The 21,646-nt window shown below is 62.8% G+C and carries 18 protein-coding genes; 13 read left to right on the top strand and 5 right to left on the bottom strand.

Features of this window, described 5'->3' with window-relative positions; translation table 11 throughout:
* Positions 1 to 2: 2 nt before the first annotated feature.
* The 3 genes from gatB to HU764_RS02740 all read left to right on the top strand — a co-directional run bounded on the left by gatB (position 3) and on the right by HU764_RS02740 (position 3,083).
* A complete protein-coding gene (gatB, locus tag HU764_RS02750; protein ID WP_085272653.1) occupies positions 3 to 1,448 on the top strand; it encodes an Asp-tRNA(Asn)/Glu-tRNA(Gln) amidotransferase subunit GatB in 1,446 nt (481 codons plus the stop codon).
* A gap of 155 nt (positions 1,449 to 1,603) precedes the next feature.
* Positions 1,604 to 1,978: a septal ring lytic transglycosylase RlpA family protein gene (locus HU764_RS02745; protein ID WP_027595585.1), complete on the top strand. Its 375-nt coding sequence runs from the start codon at positions 1,604 to 1,606 to the stop codon at positions 1,976 to 1,978.
* A 61-nt stretch (positions 1,979 to 2,039) separates the two neighbouring features.
* Positions 2,040 to 3,083 (top strand): calcium/sodium antiporter, encoded by a 1,044-nt coding sequence (locus tag HU764_RS02740; RefSeq protein ID WP_027595584.1) that lies wholly within the window; start codon positions 2,040 to 2,042, stop codon positions 3,081 to 3,083.
* A 25-nt stretch (positions 3,084 to 3,108) separates the two neighbouring features.
* On the opposite strand, the gene HU764_RS02735 is transcribed toward HU764_RS02740, so the two are convergent.
* From HU764_RS02735 to HU764_RS02720, 4 genes are all read right to left on the bottom strand, one after another.
* On the bottom strand, positions 3,109 to 4,464 hold the full coding sequence (locus tag HU764_RS02735) for an amino acid permease (RefSeq protein WP_027595583.1): 1,356 nt from the start codon (positions 4,462 to 4,464) through the stop codon (positions 3,109 to 3,111).
* A gap of 56 nt (positions 4,465 to 4,520) precedes the next feature.
* The gene (locus HU764_RS02730; RefSeq protein WP_186703509.1) at positions 4,521 to 5,462 is read right to left on the bottom strand and encodes an AEC family transporter; all 942 of its coding nucleotides are present in this window, start codon (positions 5,460 to 5,462) and stop codon (positions 4,521 to 4,523) included.
* A 209-nt stretch (positions 5,463 to 5,671) separates the two neighbouring features.
* Positions 5,672 to 6,232, bottom strand: coding sequence for a response regulator transcription factor (locus HU764_RS02725; protein WP_027595581.1), 561 nt, complete (start codon positions 6,230 to 6,232; stop codon positions 5,672 to 5,674).
* Positions 6,232 to 7,488: an ATP-binding protein gene (locus tag HU764_RS02720; RefSeq protein ID WP_027595580.1), complete on the bottom strand. Its 1,257-nt coding sequence runs from the start codon at positions 7,486 to 7,488 to the stop codon at positions 6,232 to 6,234. The genes HU764_RS02725 and HU764_RS02720 overlap by 1 nt, the downstream gene beginning before the upstream one ends.
* Before the next feature lie 202 nt (positions 7,489 to 7,690).
* Here HU764_RS02720 and HU764_RS02715 point away from each other — a divergent pair, with 202 nt between their 5' ends.
* The 9 genes from HU764_RS02715 to HU764_RS02675 all read left to right on the top strand — a co-directional run bounded on the left by HU764_RS02715 (position 7,691) and on the right by HU764_RS02675 (position 19,446).
* Entirely contained in the window at positions 7,691 to 8,407 is a 717-nt protein-coding gene (locus HU764_RS02715; RefSeq protein WP_027595579.1) for an SIMPL domain-containing protein, read from the top strand.
* A gap of 398 nt (positions 8,408 to 8,805) precedes the next feature.
* Positions 8,806 to 10,431, top strand: a complete 1,626-nt coding sequence (locus HU764_RS02710; RefSeq protein WP_186675606.1) for an ABC transporter substrate-binding protein — start codon at positions 8,806 to 8,808, stop codon at positions 10,429 to 10,431.
* Positions 10,432 to 10,584: 153 nt separating this feature from the next.
* Positions 10,585 to 12,177: an ABC transporter substrate-binding protein gene (locus tag HU764_RS02705; protein ID WP_186703508.1), complete on the top strand. Its 1,593-nt coding sequence runs from the start codon at positions 10,585 to 10,587 to the stop codon at positions 12,175 to 12,177.
* 223 nt (positions 12,178 to 12,400) lie between these two features.
* On the top strand, positions 12,401 to 13,780 hold the full coding sequence (locus HU764_RS02700) for an OprD family porin (protein WP_186703507.1): 1,380 nt from the start codon (positions 12,401 to 12,403) through the stop codon (positions 13,778 to 13,780).
* 84 nt (positions 13,781 to 13,864) lie between these two features.
* On the top strand, positions 13,865 to 15,460 hold the full coding sequence (locus HU764_RS02695; RefSeq protein WP_186703506.1) for an ABC transporter substrate-binding protein: 1,596 nt from the start codon (positions 13,865 to 13,867) through the stop codon (positions 15,458 to 15,460).
* Positions 15,461 to 15,551: 91 nt separating this feature from the next.
* Positions 15,552 to 16,562 carry an ABC transporter permease subunit gene (locus HU764_RS02690; RefSeq protein WP_016485006.1) on the top strand — a complete coding sequence of 337 codons (1,011 nt, stop codon included), beginning with the start codon at positions 15,552 to 15,554 and terminating at the stop codon, positions 16,560 to 16,562.
* A gap of 10 nt (positions 16,563 to 16,572) precedes the next feature.
* Positions 16,573 to 17,499 carry an ABC transporter permease subunit gene (locus tag HU764_RS02685; protein ID WP_027595574.1) on the top strand — a complete coding sequence of 309 codons (927 nt, stop codon included), beginning with the start codon at positions 16,573 to 16,575 and terminating at the stop codon, positions 17,497 to 17,499.
* 10 nt (positions 17,500 to 17,509) lie between these two features.
* Complete coding sequence (locus HU764_RS02680; protein ID WP_027595573.1) at positions 17,510 to 18,478, top strand: ABC transporter ATP-binding protein; 969 nt, start codon at positions 17,510 to 17,512, stop codon at positions 18,476 to 18,478.
* Complete coding sequence (locus HU764_RS02675; protein ID WP_186675598.1) at positions 18,478 to 19,446, top strand: peptide ABC transporter ATP-binding protein; 969 nt, start codon at positions 18,478 to 18,480, stop codon at positions 19,444 to 19,446. The genes HU764_RS02680 and HU764_RS02675 overlap by 1 nt, the downstream gene beginning before the upstream one ends.
* Before the next feature lie 210 nt (positions 19,447 to 19,656).
* Here HU764_RS02675 and HU764_RS02670 read toward each other — a convergent pair whose 3' ends face one another.
* On the bottom strand, positions 19,657 to 20,547 hold the full coding sequence (locus tag HU764_RS02670) for a hypothetical protein (RefSeq protein ID WP_186675596.1): 891 nt from the start codon (positions 20,545 to 20,547) through the stop codon (positions 19,657 to 19,659).
* 231 nt (positions 20,548 to 20,778) lie between these two features.
* Between HU764_RS02670 and HU764_RS02665 the strand changes: the two genes are divergently transcribed.
* Positions 20,779 to 21,588 (top strand): AraC family transcriptional regulator, encoded by an 810-nt coding sequence (locus tag HU764_RS02665; protein WP_186703505.1) that lies wholly within the window; start codon positions 20,779 to 20,781, stop codon positions 21,586 to 21,588.
* The last annotated feature ends 58 nt before the right edge of the window (positions 21,589 to 21,646 follow it).

Genomic DNA, 21,646 nt, shown 5'->3' with positions numbered 1-21,646 from the left:
ACATGCAATGGGAAGTTGTGATCGGGCTGGAAATTCATACTCAGCTCGCCACCCAGTCGAAGATCTTCTCCGGCAGCGCCACCACCTTCGGCTCCGAGCCGAACACCCAGGCCAGCCTGGTTGACTTGGGCATGCCCGGCGTACTGCCGGTGCTGAACCAGGAAGCCGTGCGCATGGCGTGCATGTTCGGCCTGGCGATCGATGCCGAGATCGGCAAGCGCAACGTGTTCGCGCGCAAGAACTACTTCTACCCCGACCTGCCCAAGGGCTACCAGATCAGCCAGATGGACCTGCCGATCGTCGGCAAGGGCCACCTGGACATCGCCCTGGAAGACGGCACCATCAAGCGCATCGGCGTGACCCGTGCGCACCTGGAGGAAGACGCCGGCAAGAGCCTGCACGAAGACTTCAGCGGCTCCACCGGCATCGACCTGAACCGCGCCGGCACGCCGCTGCTGGAAATCGTTTCCGAGCCGGATATGCGCAGCGCCAAGGAAGCCGTGGCCTACGTCAAGGCGATCCACGCCCTGGTGCGCTACCTGGGCATTTGCGACGGCAACATGGCCGAAGGCTCGCTGCGCTGCGACTGCAACGTGTCGATCCGGCCAAAAGGCCAGGCCGAGTTCGGTACCCGCTGCGAGATCAAGAACGTCAACTCGTTCCGCTTCATCGAACGTGCGATCAACAGCGAGATCCAGCGCCAGATCGACCTGATCGAAGACGGTGGCAAGGTCATCCAGGAAACCCGCCTGTACGACCCGAACAAGGACGAGACCCGCTCCATGCGCAGCAAGGAGGAAGCCAACGACTACCGTTACTTCCCCGACCCAGACCTGCTGCCGGTGGTCATCGAGGACAGCTTCCTCGACACCATCCGCGCCGGCCTGCCAGAGCTGCCGCCGCAGAAGGTCGAGCGCTTCCAGAGCCAGTACGGCCTGTCGGCCTACGACGCGAACGTGCTGGCATCGAGCCGCGAACAGGCAGACTACTTCGAACAAGTGGTGAAGATTGGTGGCGACGCCAAGCTGGCAGCCAACTGGGTCATGGTCGAGCTGGGCAGCCTGCTGAACAAGCTGGGGGTCGAGATTGACCAGGCACCGGTCAGCGCCGAGCAGTTGGGTGGCATGCTGCTGCGTATCAGTGACAACACCATCAGCGGCAAGATCGCCAAAACCGTGTTCGAGGCCATGGCCGCCGGTGAAGGCGATGCCGACAGCATCATCGAGAGCCGTGGCCTGAAGCAGGTCACCGACACCGGTGCGATCGACAAGATGCTCGACGAAATGCTGGCTGCCAATGCCGAACAGGTCGAACAGTACCGCGCCGCCGATGAGGCCAAGCGCGGCAAGATGTTCGGCTTCTTCGTCGGCCAGGCGATGAAGGCGTCGAAGGGCAAGGCCAACCCGGGGCAAGTGAACCAATTGCTCAAAGCCAAGCTCGAAGGGTGAGCTGAAAAATGCGGCGAGGGCTGCGCCCTCGTTCGCGGGGCAAGCCCGCTCCCACAGGTATTTCATTGGCCTCAATGCTGTGGAGTTCCTGTGGGAGCGGGCTTGCCCCGCGAAGGCCGCACAGCGGCCCCAATGGCAGCACCGGAGCATCAGACTTGCTAAAACGATCCCTCGGGACCCTCGCCCTATTCTCCCTGCTGGCCGGCTGTGCCAGCCACGACATCGACCCCCGCGGCTACGACAAGACCGGCACCGCCTCCTATTACGGCTCGCGCCACCACGGCAAACGCACGGCCAGTGGCGAACCTTTCAACCAGCACGGCCTTACCGCCGCTCACCGCAGCCTGCCGTTCGGCAGCCGCGTGCTGGTCACCAACCTCGCCAACCAACGCAGCGTTGTGGTGCGCATCAATGACCGCGGCCCGCATACACGCGGCCGGCTGATTGACCTGTCACGCGCTGCAGCAGAAAAAATCGGCATGCTCCGTAGCGGAACGGCGCGCGTGCGGGTACAAGGTCTGAGCGACTGACCCTACTGGAGCCCTGACCATTTTCGACCTGGCCACCCTTCCCACCTTCAGCCTCCTGCAACTGGGCGTCGCCTTGTTGCTGCTGGCCTGCGGTGCCGAGCTGCTGGTACGCATGGCCCTGCGCCTGGCCTTGCGCCTGCACGTGCGCCCACTGATCATCGGGCTGAGCCTGGTGGCCTTCGGCAGCACCGCACCGCAGCTCACGGTAAGCCTACAGGCCGCCTTCCAGGGCGCACCGGATGTCGCCGTCGGCAGCGTGATTGGCAGCAACATCTTCAACGTACTGGTGATTCTTGGCCTGGCCGCGCTGATCATCCCGCTGCGTGTTTCACGCCAACTGGTTCGTCTGGACATCCCCTTGATGATCGTCGCCAGTGCGCTGGTGTATGCGCTGGCCGCCAATGGCTACCTGGGCCGCGGGGAGGGCCTGCTGCTGTTGCTGGCGCTGGTGGGCTACCTGGTCATGCTCTGGCATCAATCACGCCATTACGCTCGCACCTACCCCGCGCCCAGCAACATCAAGGTCAGTGGTGCACGCTTTTGGTCAAGCACGCTGCTGCAGATTGCGCTTGGCCTTGGCCTGCTGAGCCTGGCCGGCCACTTGCTACTGGAAGCCGCCGTTGAGGTGGCGACTGACCTGGGCCTTTCCGAACGCATCATCGGCCTGACCGTGGTCGCGGTCTGCACGTCATTGCCAGAGCTGGCCGCCGCGATGATTGCCGCCCTTCGCGGCGAACGGGAAATCGCCGTTGGCACGGTGATCGGCAGCAACCTGTTCAACCTGCTGGGCGTGCTGGGCCTGACCGCGCTGATCACCCCTGAACCGCTGTCGATCTCACCCAACGCGCTGGCCTTCGACCTACCCGTGATGCTGGGCGTCGCCGTCTTGAGCCTACCCGTGTTCTATTCGGGCTACCGGATCACCCGCGCTGAAGGCCTGGTGTTTCTCTGCCTGTACCTGGCCTATGGGCTGCATGTGGTGGCCTTTACCACCGGCATGCCATTGGCCGGCCGCCTGGAGCGGCTCATGCTGTTCTATGTCCTGCCAGTGCTGGCCTTGGTGCTGCTGTACACCACCGTACGTGCGTGGCGGCGGCAGCACTGAGGCCAGCGGAGGGCGCCACAAGCCCTCAGCCCTGCCGGGCCTTCTTCAACCGGAACGCGACCCAAAGCACCGCAATCCAACCCGGAATCAGCATCACCGAGATGCGAATCGGCGGCGTCAGGTACATCACGACCAGAATCAGCACGATGAATGCCAGGCACAGGTAATTGGTAACCGGGTGCCCCCAGCTCTGGTAGAACGGGGTAATACCCGACGCCAGCTTGGCTTTGCGGAATTTGAGGTGGGTGATGCTGATGCTCGCCCAGTTGATCACCAGCGCCGACACTGCCAGGGCCATCAGCAAGCCAAAGGCTTCACCCGGCATCAGGTAGTTGATCAGTACGCACATGCCCGTGGCAAACGCCGAAACCCCCAGCGCCGTCAGCGGCACACCACTGCGGCTGACTTTGAGCAGCTGGCGCGGCGCATCACCCTGGCTGGCCAGGCCGAACAGCATGCGGCTGTTGGCGTAGACGCAGCTGTTGTAGACCGACAGCGCCGCCGTCAGCACCACGACATTGAGGATGGTCGCCACCAGGTCGCTGTCCAGCTCATGGAAAATCATCACGAACGGGCTGCCCCCCTGCACCACCTTCTGCCACGGGTACAGCGACAACAGCACCGCCAGGGCGCCGATGTAGAAAATCAGGATGCGGTAGACCACCTGGTTGGTGGCCTTGGGGATGCTCTGACGCGGGTTATCTGCCTCGGCGGCGGTGATACCTACCAGCTCCAGCCCACCGAAAGAGAACATGATCACAGCCAAGGCCATGATCAGGCCAGTGACGCCATTCGGGAAGAACCCGCCGTATTGCCACAGGTTGGCCACGCTGGCGTCCGGGCCGCCGTGGCCGCTGCTCAGCAGCCAGGCACCAAAGCCAATCATGCTGACGATGGCCACTACCTTGACCAGGGCGAACCAGAACTCCATCTCCCCGTAGACCTTCACTTGGGTCAGGTTGATGAGGTTGATCGCCACGAAGAAGATCGCCGCCGTCGCCCAGGTGGGGAAATCGGGCCACCAGTACTGCACATAGATGCCCACGGCGGTCAGTTCGGCCATGCCCACCAGCACGTACACCACCCAGTAGTTCCAGCCCGAAACGAAGCCTGCGAACTCGCTCCAATACTGGTGGGCGAAGTGGCTGAAGCTGCCGGCTACCGGCTCTTCGACCACCATTTCGCCCAGCTGGCGCATGATGAAGAAAGCCATCAGGCCGGCGATGGCGTAGCCCAGCAATACGGAAGGGCCGGCCAGTTGAATGGTCTGGGCGATCCCCAGGAACAGCCCGGTGCCGATGGCCCCACCCAGCGCGATCAGCTGGATATGGCGATTCTTCAGCCCGCGCTGCAAGCGCTCGGGCGTGCTCTGGTCTTGCATGAAGTGTCCTTTAGCTCAGTGAGGCAGTGTTATTGCTGTTATTTGCAGTCAAGGATCTAGATCCATCCGCCCCACTGCAAGATGAAAATACCGATATTGGTGGTGATCGCCGCCATTAGCGTAGTGATCACGATGATCGAAGCCGCCAACTCATGGTTGCCGTTGGCCGCCCGCGCCATGACATAGCTGGCTGCCGCCGTCGGGCTGCCGATGTACAGGAACAAAATGCCCAGCTCGGCACCGCGGAACCCGCACAGCCACGCACCCAGTGTGCCGATCAGCGGCAACCAGACCATCTTCACCAGGCTGGCATCGATGGCCAGCCTGCCACTGTCACGCAGCGCCGCCAGCGACAGGGTGCCACCGATGCACATCAATGCCAGCGGCAAGGTCATCTGCGCCAGGTAGTCGCCTGAAGTGAGCAACCAGTTGGGCAACGGCACCTGGCCATAGGCCATGGGCGTTGCCAGCAGCACACTGATGATCAATGGGTTGCTGAAGATGTTCTTGCAGATGCTCCACGGGTCGGACTTGAGGTCCGGGCTGTACACCGCTAGCACCACCGCCGACAGCGAGTTGTACAGGAGGATCACCAGGCCTGCCAGCACCGCGCCCAGCGAGATGCCGTAGTCGCCATACAGGCTGGCGGCCAGGGCCAGGCCGATTACGCCGTTGTTGCCGCGAAACGCGCCTTGGGTGTAGATGCCGCGGTCCGCTGGCGGGCAACGCCAGATGGCCAGCCCCCAGGCCACGCCAAAGCCAACCAGGGTGGCCGCGACGAAATACAGCAGCACGCCCGGTTTGACCGCCGTTGCCAGGTCGGCGTGGTAGATGCCGAGGAACAGCAGCGCCGGCATGCAGACGTTGAACACCAGCTGTGAGGCGACGCGGTTGAAGTTGTCGTCGATCAGGTGGATGCGTTTGAGCAGCACGCCCATGAACAGCATGGCGAAGACCGGTGCCGTGATGTTCAGCGTCTGGATAAGAAGGGCGAGCATGCGCAAGCGATCCTGCAGGGGGTTGCCGTTAGGGGGCTAATGATACGTCAACGGCTGCGAGTTGCGGGGATCGGGATGCGATACAGGGCAATTTCTGTCAGTGGCGACCCCTTCGCGGGGCAAGCCCGCTCCCACAGGTGCCCACCCTTCTCGGGCTCAGTGGTGTCCCTATGGGAGCTGGCTTGCCCCGCGAAAGGGTCAACGCCGATTCAGCGCCGAACCGGCCGCTTCTGCAGTTTGCGCTGCAAGGTCCGCCGGTGCATGCCCAGCGCCCGCGCCGTGGCCGAGATATTGCCCTCGTGCTCGTTCAGCACGCGCTGGATGTGCTCCCACTGCAGGCGGTCGACCGACATCGGGTTTTCTGGCACCAGGGCATCCAGGTCGGCATGCTCGGAAAGCAACGCAGCCAGTACATCGTCGGCATCGGCCGGCTTGCACAGGTAGTTGCAGGCGCCGCGCTTGACCGCCTCGACCGCGGTGGCGATGCTGGAATAACCCGTCAGGATCACCACGCGCATTTCCGGGTCCAGCTCTAGCAGCTTGGGCAGCAGCACAAGCCCCGAGTCGCCTTCCATCTTCAGGTCCAGCGTGGCGTAGTCTGGCAGGTCCTGCTGGGCCAGGATCAGCCCTTCTTCGGCGGAGCCTGCAGTGCTCACGCGGAACCCGCGACGGCTCATGGCGCGCGCCATAACCCGGGTGAAGGTGGCATCGTCATCCACCAGCAGCAGGTGCGGCAGCTCTTCGCTTTCAAGCTGGGTTTCGTCACTCATCATTCATCTCCTCGCTTGCCATGGGGCAGGCGCAATTCGGTCAGGGTGCCACCCTGCTCATGACTATAGAGTTTCACCGAACCGCCCGCACGCGTCACGCTGGCCTTGCTCAAGAACAGGCCCAGGCCGAAGCCTTTGCCCTTGGTGGTAATAAAGGGTTTGCCAATCGCCTCGGCGATCGCTGGGGGTACACCGGGGCCATGGTCACGGATACTGATGACAATGTCCTGGGCGTCCCAGTCAAGGCGCACCTCAAGGTCGTCCGGACACGCGTCGGCTGCATTGTTCAGCAGGTTCAGCAGCGCCTGGGTCAGGTCCGGTGGCGGGGTCAGGCGCGGTACCTGGCCATCCCTGAGGCGCTGGAAGCGGTAGCTGGCCTCGGGCCGCATCAGGTGCCAACGGTTCAGCGCTTCGTCCAGCCAGGCAGTAACGTCCTGCTCGACCATCGCCAGGCGGCGGTTGGCCTCGGCAGCACGCACCAGTTGCTGCAAGGTCTCCTTGCACAGTTTGACCTGGTCCTGAAGGATCTGCAGGTCTTCCTGCAACAGTGGGTCGGGGTGGTCCTGGCGCATTTCGTTGAGCAGGACGCTCATGGTCGCCAGCGGGGTGCCCAGTTCGTGGGCAGCGCCAGCGGCCTGGGTGGCCACGGCCAGCAACTGCTCATCGCGCAGGCTCTCCTCACGGCGCTCGGAACGCAGCTGTTCCTGGCGGCGGAGTTCTTCGGCCATGCGCGCGGCAAAGAAGGTAATGACCGCTGCCGCCAGGGCGATGCTCAGCCACATGCCGTAGACCTGCATCTTGTCGCGCGCCAGCGGCAGCCCTTCCAGCGGGTAGAACTGCACCAGCAGCAGGCTGTAGGCCGTCAGGGCAATGCCCGAAAGAATCAGCGAATAGAGCCAGGGCAAGGTCACCGCAGCAATGGCCAGCGGCACCAGGTAATACGAAACGAACGGGTTGGTCGAGCCGCCGGAGTAATACAGCAAGGCACTGTGGATCAGCAGGTCACAGGCAAGCTGCAGTGCATATTCCATTTCGGTGACCGGCAGCGACAGGCGCAGGCGCAACGCGGTGAAGGCGCACAAGATGGACGACAGGGCCAGCGTCGCCGCCAGCGAAAACCACGGCAAGGGCAGCAGGTCGGTCCAGTAGGCGACGCCCACGGAGCCTGCCTGGGCAGCCAGGACCAGCACGCGAATAACAGTCAGGCGCCAGAGGTTCTGACGTGTAGCGGACAACGGTTGTACGTCGGCGAGCATGAGCTCTCCTGATGAGTGCTCCAGAAAATCGGCTGGAGTATACCGAAGCCGGGCGCCTCGCTGCAGCGATGCGGCAAAGCGCCACACTTTGTCACAGGTTCATGATGGCACTTTTGAACCCACTACACTGTTCCCGGTCTGATGGGCCATGCGTGGAATGGAGAGCCAGCACCCACGCCCTTTTATTGCCAAGGAGTCTTACATGCAAATCCCTCGTCGCGGCACTGCCTTGATCCTGTCTTGCGGCCTGCTCGCCAGCCTGCCTGCGCTGGCGGCCGATGAGCCGCGCTTCAACCAGGTGTCGCTGCGTGCAGAAGTCAGCAAGGAAGTGCCACGCGACCTGATGGTCGTGACCCTCTACAGCGAAGCGCAGAACACCGACCCGGGCAAACTTGCCAAAGAGATCACCGAGACCATGAACAAGGCTGTGCAGCAGTCTCGCCAGGTCAAGGATGTGAAGATCAGCCAGGGCAGCCGCAACAGCTACCCGGTCTATGACAGCAAAGGGCAGAAGATCACCGGCTGGCGTGAACGCGCCGAGCTGCGCCTGGAAAGCGCCAACTTCCCAGCCCTGTCGCAATTGACCGCCGACCTGCTGCAAGACCTGAAAATGGGCGGCATGGACTTCTCCATCGCCCCGGCCACGCGCAAGGCCAGCGAAGATGATTTGCTCAAGGACGCGGTCAATGCCTTCAAGGCACGCGCACAGCTGGCCACCGAGGCGCTGGGGGGCAAGGGCTACAAAGTGGTCAACCTGAACCTCAACAGCAGCGGCTACCCACGCCCGTACCTGCGCAGCGCACCGATGGCCATGAAAGCCATGGGCGCTGACGAAGCGGCGCCGGCCCCGGATATCGAAGCGGGTACCAGCGAAGTGAGCATGAATGCCGATGGTTTGATCGAAGTTCAGATGCCCTGATCTGAATGGGGCCGCCTTGCGGCCCAATCGCCGGCAAGCCGACTCCCACAGGGGCAGCGCAGATCCTAAGGCTTGCGCTGCAGCTGTAGGAGCGGCCTTGCGTCGCGATGGGCTGCAAAGCAGCCCCAATTCTGCAATTTAAGACATTTCCTACGCACTTTTAAGGTGCAGCTTACATATCCCTCCCCCTCGAAACATCCTGCAATTGCCATCATTTTGCCCGCGCAAACGTTCAACTTCGTCGAAAGTTATACCGATGCGACATCCATGTACGCTCGTGCCACCTTTCTGGCGCCAACTATCCTTCTGAGTGTTGCATTGGGAACAGCCCCTGCATAAGTATCCTCAGGTCGGCTCACGAGGCCACCTCAATCAAAAATGACAACAATGAGGCCACCATGCTCAAACACGCAGTCATTCCGTTCTTGCTAGGCGCAGGTTTGCTGGCCGGCGCCCCGCTCGCCCACGCAGCGTCCAACCTGGTGTTCTGCTCCGAAGGCAGCCCGGCTGGCTTCGACCCAGGGCAATACACGACGGGAACCGACTTCGACGCCTCGGCCGAGACCGTGTTCAACCGCCTGACCCAGTTCGAACGCGGCGGTACCGCCGTGATCCCGGGCCTGGCGACTAAATGGGAAGTGTCCGACGACGGCAAGACCTACACCTTCCACCTGCGCGAAGGGGTCAAGTTCCACACCACCGACTACTTCAAGCCCACCCGCACATTCAATGCCGATGACGTGCTGTTCACGTTCAACCGCATGCTCGACAAGAACCACCCGTTCCGTAAGGCCTACCCCACCGAATTCCCCTACTTCACCGACATGGGCATGGACAAGAACATCGCCAAGCTCGAGAAGGTCGACGAGCACACCGTGCGCTTCACCCTCAACGAGGTGGACGCCGCGTTCATCCAGAACCTGGCGATGAGCTTCGCGTCCATCCAGTCGGCCGAGTACGCCGACCAACTGCTGAAAGGCGGCAAGGCCGCCGACCTCAACCAGAAACCGATCGGCACCGGCCCATTCGTGTTCAGCAAGTACCAGAAAGACGCGCAAATCCGCTTCAAGGGCAACAAGGACTACTGGAAACCCGAGGACGTGAAGCTCGAAAACCTGATCTTCGCCATCACCACCGATGCCTCGGTGCGCATGCAGAAGCTCAAGAAAGGCGAGTGCCAGGTCACGCTGTTCCCGCGCCCGGCCGACATCGAGCCGCTCAAGGCCGACAAGAGCCTGCAGATGCCGCAACAGGCCGGCTTCAACCTCGGCTACATTGCCTACAACGTGATGGACAAGATCAAGGGCAGCAGCGTGCCCAACCCCATGGCCAAGCTCGAAGTGCGTCAGGCACTGGACATGGCGGTGGACAAGAAGAAGATCATCGAATCGGTTTACCAGGGGGCCGGCCAGCTGGCGGTAAACGGCATGCCGCCTACCCAGTGGTCCTATGACGACAGCATCAAGGACGCCCCCTACGACCCGGAAAAGGCCAAGCAGTTGCTCAAGCAAGCCGGCATCCCGGAGGGCACCGAGATCACCCTGTGGGCCATGCCCGTGCAACGCCCGTACAACCCCAATGCCAAGCTGATGGCCGAAATGCTGCAATCGGACTGGGCCAAGATCGGCATCAAGGCGAAGATCGTCAGTTATGAATGGGGCGAATACATCAAGCGCTCCAAAGGCGGTGAACAGGGCGCCATGCTAATCGGCTGGAGCGGCGACAACGGTGACCCGGACAACTGGCTAGGTACGCTTTATGGCTGCGATGCGATCGACGGCAACAACTTCTCCAAGTGGTGCTACAAGCCCTACGACGACCTGATCAAACAGGCCAAAGCCACCTCTGACCAAGCCAAACGCACCGAGTTGTATCAACAGGCGCAGCACATCCTCAAGCAGCAGGTGCCGATCACCCCGATCGCCCACTCCACCGTGTACCAGCCCATGAGTGTCAAGGTGAAGGACTTCAAGATCAGTCCGTTTGGGCTGAATGCCTTCTACGGCGTCAGCGTGGACAACTAATAGGGTAGCCCCCGGCACCCGCCGCGCGGCGGGTGCCTGCCCCACCACAGCCAACCTCCATAACGCCTGCCTGCTGCTACCCGCAGCGGGATAGGCAACCTGTTGCCGCCATTCGTACCCCGAGGCGGCGAAACAGACGAACAAGGACTTGCCATGCGCCATGCCACCGCCGTTTCGACCCTGCTCGCGCTGGGCCTGATGAGCCAATCCCCGGCCCTGCTCGCGAAAAACCTGGTGTTCTGTTCCGAAGGCAGCCCGGCGGGTTTCGACACCGCCCAGTACACCAGCGCCACCGACAACGACGCCGCCGAGCCGATCTACAACCGCCTGGTCGAATTCGAACGCGGCGGCACTGCCGTGCACCCGGCCCTGGCAACCAAATGGGACATCTCCGAGGATGGCCTGCGCTACACCTTCCACCTGCGCGAGGGCGTGAAGTTCCACGCCAACAAGGCGTTCACCCCAGGCCGCGACTTCAATGCCGACGACGTGCTGTTCACCTTCAACCGCATGCTCGACAAGGGCCACCCGTTCAGGCTGGCCTACCCCACCGAGTTCCCCTACTTCGTCAGCATGGGCCTGGACAAGAACATCGCCCGCATCGAGAAGGCCGGCCCGCTGACCGTGGTGTTCACCCTGAACAAGGTCGACGCCGCGTTCATCCAGAACCTTGCCATGAGCTTCGCGTCCATCCTGTCTGCCGAATACGCCGAGCAATTGATGACCCGCGGGCGCCCTAGCGACATCAACCAGCAGCCCATCGGCACCGGGCCGTTCGTGTTCCAGCGCTACCAGAAGGATTCGCAGATCCGCTTCAAGGGCAACAAGGACTATTGGGCTCCGGATGAGGTGAAGATCGACAACCTGGTGTTCTCGATCAACACCGACCCTTCGGTGCGCATCCAGAAGCTGCGCCGCAACGAATGCCAGGTCACCTTGCACCCTCGGCCGGCCGACCTGCCAGCGCTCAAGGCCGACAAGACGCTCGAGGTGCTGCAACGGCCCGGCTTCAACCTCGGCTACATCGCCTACAACACCCAGCACCCGCCCTTCGACCGCCTGGAAGTGCGCCAGGCCATGGACATGGCAGTCAACAAGCAGGCGATCTTGCAGGCGGTGTATCAGGACTCCGGGCAACTGGCGGTGAACGCCATGCCGCCCACCCAATGGTCCTATGACGACAGCCTCAAGGACGCCCCCTTCGACCCAGCAAAAGCCAAGCAACTGCTCAAGCAGGCCGGGGTCAAGGACGGCACCGAAGTCACCCTATGGGCCATGCCGGTGCAGCGCCCGTACAACCCCAACGCCAAGCTCATGGCCGAGATGCTGCAGGCCGACTGGAACAAGTTGGGCTTCAAGGTGCGCATCGTCAGCTACGAATGGGGCGAGTACCTCAAGCGCATGAAAAGCGGCGAGCACGACATCGCCCTGATCGGCTGGACCGGCGACAACGGCGACCCCGACAACTGGCTCGGTACCCTCTACAACTGCGATGCCATCGGCAGCAACAACTACTCCCTGTGGTGCGACCCGCAGTACGACAGCCTGGTCAAGCGGGCCAAGCAGGTGACCGACCGCGAACAACGCACCGCCCTCTACCGCCAGGCCCAGCAACGGCTCAAGCAACAGGTGCCGATTACCCCGGTGGCGCATTCCACGGTGAACCAGCCGATCAGTGTCAAGGTTTCCGACTTCAAGGTCAGCCCCTTTGGCCGCAATGATTTTTCCGGTGTGAGTGTTGATTAGGCATTAACCAGTACTGGCCTCTTCGCGGGTCAAGCCCGCTCCCACAGGTACTGCAGGTAGTGGGGAACCTGTGGGAGCGGGCTTGCCCCGCGAAGAGGCCGTCACTGGCAACACACCTCCCCCTGATTAGCCCGGCAACCCCAGGCAACCCTGGCAACACCGCAGCAATAAACCCGGCTCACAAGGCCGGTAATAACTAGAAAAAGGAAAGGGAGCTTTCACCTTGAGATTATTCACCTCAACCGCACTGGCCTTAACCATTGGCAGCTTTTGCTCCGTGGTCGAAGCCGACCCTCAGCGCCAGGACTACGTCCCGCTCACCCTCAAGACCGGCAGCGAACAGGAACAAGCCACCGGCTTCGTCGACGGCCAGAGCCTGTCCGGCTCGACCCGCAACTGGTACGCCCGCGAGCGCGCCGCCCGCGCCCCGCTGTGGAAGTACTACAAAAGCGACGGCACCCGCCACGACACCCACAGCCGCGAGAACTGGCTGCAAGGCACCCTCCTCAACTACAGCTCGGGCTTTACCCAAGGCACCGTGGGCTTTGCCGTCGAGGCGGCCGGCTACAACGCTGTTGCCCTGCTACAAGACCGCGAGGCCATCGCCGGCCCCAACAACCGGACGCTGACCCACAGCGACGGCGACCCCATCGGCCAGTGGAGCAAACTGGGCCTGGGCAACATCAAAGCCCGTGTGTCCAACACCACACTCACCGTCGGCCGCCAGTCGGTGGACACGCCGATGATCGCTTACATCGGCAACCGCGCCCTGCCTTCGAGCTTCCAGGGTGCCTTTCTGCACAGTGCCGAATTCGACAACCTCTCGTTCGACCTGGGCACCTTCGACCGCGTCTCGCCGCGCACCGAGCAAAGCCTCAGCAAGTTCCGCAGCGAGTATGGCGCCGCTGGCGTCGAGACCGACCGCGCCAGCACCACCGGGGTCAACTACCAGCCGTTCAAGAGCCTGACCACCAGCCTGTACGCCACCAAGGTCGACGACTTCTGGAACCAGTACTACTTCGGCGCCAACCACGTGCTGGGCGACAGCGCCGTACTCAGCCTGAGCACCGGTCTGAACTACTACAAGACCGTGGACGAAGGCAGCAAGAAGATGGGTGAGATCGACAACGACACCTACAGCCTGTCGCTTGGCCTGACCCACCAGGCCCACACACTCTCCGCCGCCTGGCAGCAGGTCAACGGCAACGAGTACTTCGACTACCTGCACGAAACCAACGGCATCTACCTGGCCAACTCGCTGCTCTCGGACTTCAACGGCCCCAACGAGAAATCCCTGCAGATTTCCTATGTGCTGAACATGGCGCCCTACGGCGTGCCGGGCCTGAAGTTCAACCTGTACAACGCCCGCGGCTGGGGCATCGACGGCACCCACTACCGCGGCACCGCCTATGACGTGAAGGGGCTGGACGGCGAGACCCACTACGAGTGGGGCATCGGCACCAGCTACGCGGTGCAGAGCGGCCCGCTGAAAGACACCAGTATCCGCGCCACCTACACCGCACACCGCGCCAGCAAGGCCCAGGCCGATGGCAGCCTGGACGAGTTCCGCGTGGTGACCACCATTCCGTTCAACATCCTCTGACCCATGACGCCACGGCCTGCTTCGCCCACTGAAAAAAACAGGCCGTGGCGGCTACGCTGGAATCAAAGCTTGCAGGGAGTATTCATGAAATCGCTACCGCTCCGCGCTGCCCTGGCAGCGCTCATCCTGGGCAGCGCCGCGCCGCTTGCGGCCAAGCCGCTGGTGGTGTGTACCGAAGCCAGCCCCGAGGGCTTCGATGTCGTCCAGTACACCACGGCCGTGACGTTCGATGCCTCGTCCGAAACCCTGTTCAACCGCCTGGTCGATTTCACCCCCGGGACGACCGACATCCAGCCGGCACTGGCGGAACGCTGGGACATCTCCGCTGATGGCCTGACGTACACCTTCCACCTGCGCCAGGGGGTGAAGTTCCACACCACCGACTACTTCACGCCCACCCGCGACTTCAATGCCGACGACGTGCTGTGGAGCCTGCGCCGCCAGCTCGACCCTCAACACCCCTGGCACGACAAGACCAGCGTCGGCTACCCGTATTTCGAAAGCATGGCCTTTGGCAAATTGCTCAAGTCGGTAGACAAGACTGACGATCACACCGTGGTGATCACCCTCACCCGCCCGGAAGCACCGTTTCTGCGTGACATGGCCATGGGCTTCACCTCGATCTACTCCGCCGAATACGGCGACCAGTTGCTGAAGGCAGGGAAGACAGGCGACCTCAACAGCAAGCCGATCGGTACCGGCCCGTTCATCTTCCAGCGCTACAGCAAGGACGCACAGGTCCGCTACAAGGCCAACCCAGACTACTTCCGTGGCAAGCCACCGGCCGATGCCCTGATCTTTGCCATCGCCAGCGACAGCAACGTCCGCCTGCAGAAGCTGCGCGCCAACGAATGCCAGGTAGCGCTATACCCCAAGCCCGAGGACGTGCCGTCGATCAAAGCTGACCCTAAGCTCAAGATCGCCAACACCGAAGCACTGGTTACCGGCTACATCGCCATGAACACCGAGCACAAATACCTCAGCGATGTGCGGGTGCGCAAAGCCATCGACATGGCCTTCGACCGCCAGACCCAAGTCGATCAGCTGTTCGGCAAAGGCAACGCCCTGGTCGCTATCAACCCCTACCCGCCGTCAATGATCGGCTTCAACCGCGACAACAAAAACCCGCCCCGCGACCTGGACAAGGCACGTGCGCTGCTCAAGGAGGCCGGTGTACCGGAAGGTACGGTCATCACCCTGTTCACCCGCAACGGCGGCGGCCCGACCAACCCCAACCCGCGGCTGTCCGCCGAGATGTTGCAATCAGACCTGGCCAAGGTCGGCATCAAGCTCGACATCCGCGTCATGGAGTGGGCCGAGATGCTGCGCCGGGCAAAAAAAGGCGAAGCCGACCTGGTGTCCACCGGCTGGGCCAGCGACAACGGCGACCCAGACAATTTCCTCACCCCGCTGCTCAGTTGCGAGGCGGCGAAAAATGGCGAGAACTACGCGCGCTGGTGCAACTCGAAATTCCAGGCGTTGATCACCCAAGCCCGCGAGGTGATCGATAACGACGCGCGTGCAAGGCTCTATAGCGAGGCATTGAAGGTGTACGATGACGACCAGCCCTGGATCAACATGGCCCACCCGAAGGTGTTTACCGCCATGCGTGACAACGTGGAGGGTTACGTGATCAACCCTCTGACCAACAACAACTTCGCCACCACCCGGGTGAAGTAGAAAAACAACGACCGCCGGCAGCCCACACGGGGACCGGCGGCACTGCCGTGGCGCGCTGACTGCCGCCTGGCCTGAAGAGGTAACCCCGACAATGTTGAGTTTTATTGCCCGGCGCCTGGGCCTGCTGATCCCGACCTTCTTCGGTATCACCTTGCTCACCTTCGCGCTCATACGCCTGATCCCCGGCGACCCGGTGGAAGTGATGATGGGCGAGCGCAGGGTCGACCCCGAAATGCACGCCCAGGCCATGGAGCGCCTGGGCCTGAACAAGCCACTGCCGGTCCAGTACCTGGACTATGTGGGCAAGCTCGCCCAGGGTGACCTGGGCGAATCGCTGCGTACCCGCGAGAGCGTGTGGACCGAATTCCTCACCCTGTTCCCCGCCACCTTGGAGCTGGCCTTCGCCGCCCTGCTGTTCGCCGGCATCGTCGGCCTGCTGGCCGGGGTGATCGCGGCACTGAAGCGGGGCTCGCTGTTCGATCATGGGGTGATGGGCATCTCGCTCGCTGGCTACTCCATGCCGATTTTCTGGTGGGGCCTGATCCTGATCATGTTCTTCTCGGTCAGCCTGGGCTGGACGCCGGTGTCCGGGCGCATCGACCTGCTCTACGACATCGAGCCGAAAACCGGTTTCATGCTGATCGACACCCTGCTGAGCGACGAAGAAGGCGCGTTCAAGGATGCGGTGATGCACCTGATCCTGCCGGCCATCGTACTGGGCACCATTCCGCTGGCGGTGATCGCCCGCATGACCCGCTCGTCCATGCTCGAAGTACTGCGCGAAGACTACATCCGCACTGCCCGCGCCAAGGGCCTGTCGCCCGCCCGCGTGGTGTTCGTGCACGGCCTGCGTAACGCGCTGATCCCGGTGCTCACCGTGTTCGGCCTGCAAGTCGGCACACTGCTGGCCGGCGCCGTGCTCACCGAAACCATCTTTTCCTGGCCGGGCATCGGCAAATGGCTGATCGAAGCCATCGGTGCCCGTGACTACCCCGTGGTCCAGAACGGCATCCTGTTGATCGCCTGCCTGGTGATTCTGGTCAACTTCGTCGTGGACATCCTCTACGGCCTGGCCAACCCACGCATCCGTCATCAGCGCTGAGGCCTTCGCCATGACTAGCCCGATTGCAAAATCCGTCGCACCGGCCAGCCCGGTGGACCAAAGCCTGCTCTACCCCTCGCCGTACAAGGAATTCTGGCACGCCTTCTCGCGCAACAAAGGCGCGGTGATGGGCCTGGCCTTCATGTGCCTGGTGGTGTTCTGCGCCCTGTTCGCCCCTTGGGTCGCCCCGCATGACCCGAGCGAGCAGTACCGTGACTTCCTGCTGACCCCGCCGGTGTGGCTCGAAGGCGGTACCTGGCAGTTCATCCTCGGCACCGACGAACTGGGCCGCGACCTGCTGTCGCGCTTGATCCAGGGCGCCCGGCTGTCATTGCTGATCGGCCTGTCGTCGGTGGTGATGTCGCTGATCCCAGGGATTCTGCTGGGCCTGCTGGCCGGCTTCTTCCCGCACTTCCTCGGCCCCTCGATCATGCGCCTGATGGACGTGATGCTGGCCCTGCCCTCGCTGCTGCTGGCCGTGGCCATCGTCGCCATCCTCGGCCCTGGCCTGATCAACACCGTGATCGCCATCGCCATTGTCTCGCTGCCTGCCTATGTGCGGCTGACCCGCGCCGCGGTAATGGGCGAACTCAACCGCGACTACGTCACCGCCGCCCGCCTGGCCGGTGCCAGCTTGCCGCGGCTGATGTTCGTCACCGTGCTGCCCAACTGCATGGCGCCGTTGATCGTGCAGGCTACCTTGAGTTTCTCTTCGGCGATCCTCGACGCCGCGGCCCTGGGCTTCCTCGGCCTGGGCGTGCAACCGCCCACCCCCGAGTGGGGCACCATGCTGGCTTCGGCCCGCGACTACATCGAGCGGGCCTGGTGGGTGGTGAGCCTGCCGGGGGTGACCATTCTGCTCAGCGTGCTGGCAATCAACCTGATGGGCGACGGACTGCGCGATGCGCTGGACCCGAAACTCAAGAACGCCGCCTGAGGAGAACGCCATGTCACTGTTGCAGATCAACAACCTCAATGTGCGCTTCGGCGACGCCCATGCAGTACCGGTAGTGGACGGCCTGGACCTGGCCGTGGATGCCGGAGAGATCCTGGCCATCGTTGGCGAGTCCGGCTCGGGCAAATCCGTCACCATGATGGCCCTGATGGGCCTGATCGACGCCCCCGGGCGCATCACCGCCGATACCATGACGTTCAACGGCACCGACATGCTCAAGCTCAGCGGCCGCCAGCGGCGCAAGGTGGTGGGCAAGGACATCGCCATGGTCTTCCAGGACCCGATGACCGCGCTCAACCCGAGCTTCACCGTGGGCTATCAGATCGAAGAAGTGCTGCGCCAGCACCTGGGCCTGAAGGGCAAGGCTGCGCGCCAGCGGGCCCTGGAACTGTTGAAAAAAGTCGAGATCCCGGCCGCGGAAAGCCGCCTGGACGCGTATCCGCACCAGCTGTCTGGCGGCATGAGCCAGCGCGTGGCGATCGCCATGGCGATTGCCGGCGAACCCAAGCTGCTGATCGCCGACGAACCCACCACCGCCCTCGATGTGACCATCCAGGCGCAGATCATGGAGCTGCTGGTCAACCTGCAGAAAGAGCGCAACATGGCGCTCATTCTCATTACCCATGACCTGGCCGTGGTGGCTGAAACCGCCCGGCGCGTGTGTGTGATGTACGCCGGGCAAGCGGTAGAAGTGGGCCAGGTGCCCGAGCTGTTCGACGTCCCCGCCCACCCCTACAGCGAAGCCCTGCTGGCGGCGATCCCCGAGCACAGCCTGGGCGCCGAGCGCCTGGCCACCCTCCCCGGCATCGTCCCTGGCCGTTACGACCGGCCGCAAGGTTGCCTGCTGTCGCCGCGCTGCCCGTACGTGCAGGACAACTGCCGGCAACAGCGCCCGCCCCTCGCCCCCCAGGCACACAGCCTGGTGCGTTGCTTCTACCCGCTGAACCAGGAGGTGGCGTGATGGCCGTCGTACTTACTGCCCGCGAGTTGACTCGCCATTACGAAGTGTCCCGCGGCCTGTTCAAGGGCCACGCCCTGGTGCGTGCGCTCAATGGCGTATCGTTCGAACTGGAGGCCGGCAAGACCCTGGCTGTGGTCGGTGAATCCGGCTGTGGCAAATCGACCCTGGCGCGCGCCCTGACCTTGATCGAAGAGCCCTCCTCCGGCTCGCTGCAGATCGCCGGCACCGAGGTCACAGGCGCCAGCAAGGCCGAGCGCAAGCAATTGCGCCGCGATGTGCAGATGGTCTTCCAGAGCCCGTATGCCTCGCTGAACCCGCGCCAGAAGATCGGCGACCAATTGGCAGAGCCACTGCTGATCAACACCTCGCTGAGCAAGGCCGAACGGCGCGAGAAAGTGCAGAAGATGATGGAGCAGGTCGGCCTGCGACCCGAGCACTACCAGCGCTACCCGCACATGTTCTCGGGGGGGCAGCGTCAGCGTATCGCCCTGGCCCGGGCCATGATGCTGCAGCCCAAGGTGCTGGTGGCGGACGAGCCGACCTCTGCACTCGACGTGTCGATCCAGGCACAGGTGCTGAACCTGTTCATGGACCTGCAGAAGGAATTCAACACCGCTTACGTATTCATCTCGCACAACCTGGCGGTGGTTCGGCATGTGGCGGATCAGGTGTTGGTGATGTACCTGGGGCGGCCGGCGGAGATGGGGCCGAAGGCGGATATCTACGAGAAGCCGCTGCACCCTTATACCCAGGCATTGCTGTCGGCAACGCCGGCGATTCATCCAGACCCGTTGAAGCCTAAGATTCGCATTGCAGGGGAATTACCCAACCCGTTGAACCCGCCGGATGGCTGCGCGTTCCACAAGCGTTGCCCGTATGCGACGGAGCGCTGTGCTGTTGAAGTGCCGGCCTTCAGGCAAGTGGGAACCCGGCAAGTCGCCTGCCATTATGCAGAGCAATTTCTCTAGGTCGGTGTGACATTCTTCGCCGGCAAGCCGGCTCCCACAAGTACGGCGCAGGCTTCAAACCTGCGCCGCACCTGTGGGAGCCGGCTTGCCGGCGATGGGCCGCAAAGCGGCCCCACATTCTCAGTGCATGAATATCGCGATCAAGATGATCACCGGAATCGGTACCCCAAGCATCCACAGCAGTAATGAGCGCATGTTGTTTCTCCTTCCTTAACGTTGAATGCTTCGATGGGTCGTGTAGCCCACGCCTTCCCCTTCCAGCCACAGCACGCGATCACGCTGACGGCCACCGAACAACGCAGCCAGGCTGGCAAAGAACGCACCGCAGAGCAGCGCAACGAAGGTCCACAGCGCGGTCCAGGCTGCCACTTTGGCCGCCGTATCAGCTGCCTGTTTTGCCTGCACCTTGGCCTGCTGCACTTGGGCGTACACTTCATCCACCCGTGCTTCGGCTTCCGCCTGGCTCAAGCGGGTACGCTGGGCCACCAATTGCGCGAGATACGCGCGGTCACCTTCAGCCATCGCGCCACCCTGGGCGATAGACTTGGCCAGGATGCGCGCCGCTACGCCGTTGGCAGCATCGTCGCTGACCGCTGCCGGGCCATCGCTACGGAACAGGCTGTCGACGAAGTAACCATTGGCATCAGGCTTGGGCGCCATGCTCGCAGCCGCCCCAACCGCCGTCGCCCCCGCCTGCACGCCCGCACCGGCCAAACCACCGACGGTGCCAACGATCAGCATGGCCGCAACCAGCGTGGCCACTGCCCAGGCGAGGAAGCCATGGGCCGTGTCGCGGAAATACACTTCATCGCCATGCAGATTGGCCCACTTCACCCGCAGCCGGCCGGCGATATAGCCGCCCAGGCCTGAAGCGAGAATCTGCGTCAACAACAACCAAATGATCGCCGACACGCCCAAGGTCTGGGCGCTGGCACCTTCATCTGCCCAGGGCGAAGTGGCGGCAAAGCCAAGCCCCGCACCGAGCACCACAAGGATCAAAGACAGCGCGGCAGCAGCAGCGGCACCCGCGAAGATGGCCGCCCAGGACACGCCTGAACGATTCTGGGAATCGACATAGGGATATTCGGCAGAGGGGATCATGGTTTTTCGCCTTTATTGTGAGCATCGGGACCAGTCGCGTGATGATCGGTGCAGAGGCCGTGCCACATGTGTCAAAAAATAACTTTCAAGCGAATCAACGGGTTAGCTCAAACGCGTTTCCTGGAGTCGTGCAAAACACCCGGATTGCTCGTATAGGCTCAGGGTTTATGCAATGTCCGCTGGCCGCGCCCCTGGCTTGCCTACCGCCCCTGCCCCCGGCACTATTTGCGAATGCGTTCTAACCCCCCTGCCGACGGCCCCGAACAGACGCCCATCACCGCCGAGACCGTGATGCGCTATCACCTGTGCTGGAAGCACCGCGACCTCGACGGCGTCATTGCGCTGTATCACCCAGACGTGCGGTACCACGACTTCTTCCAGAACCGCGTGCTCGGCTTCAACGACCTGCGCGACTACGTGCGCGCCAGCCTGCCACGTGAGGCGGGTGAAGATATCGTTCACAGCGACCGTATCCGCGTCGATGGCTGCACTGCTTTCATCCAGTATCAGGTCACCGTGCAGGGCGGCGAAGGCCTGGTCGCGTTCCAGTCCAGCGAGGCCATCACCGTCAAGGATGGCCTGATCTGGCGGGTCAACGAATACGCCACGCTGGTGCGACAACAGGGCAATGGCCTGACCAACGCCGGCCCGCGACCGGCCACCAGCCGCCTCGGGCTTTCGCCGCGCCAGCTGTCGACCATGGCCCAGGACCTTGAGCACTACTTTCAGCGTCAACGCCCCTACCTCGACCCGGAACTGGACCTGCAACAGGTCGCCGATGCCAGCGGCTACAGCCGCAACCAGATCTCCTACCTGCTCAACCAGGTGCTGGGCCAAAGCTTCTACCGTTACGTCAACCAGGCGCGCCTGCAGCACCTGATGGCCAGCCTGGACGACGATAATGCCCAGGCTCCGATCGACGACCTGGCGTTCAGCGCGGGCTTCAATTCGCTGTCGGCGTTCTACAAGTGCTTCCGCGAAAACACCGGACTCACGCCCAAGGCCTACCTCAAGCAAATTTCTCTGCGTGCACGCACGTAAGACAGCCGCTGGCTGACAGCACTAGGATCGCCCACAGACCTTGACCGATGTGGAGCCG

The sequence above is a fragment of the Pseudomonas kermanshahensis genome (assembly GCF_014269205.2).
Classification (GTDB): domain Bacteria; phylum Pseudomonadota; class Gammaproteobacteria; order Pseudomonadales; family Pseudomonadaceae; genus Aquipseudomonas; species Aquipseudomonas kermanshahensis.
The sequence above is the reverse complement of the archived record's forward strand: the minus strand, read 5'-3'. Positions and strand labels throughout refer to the sequence as shown.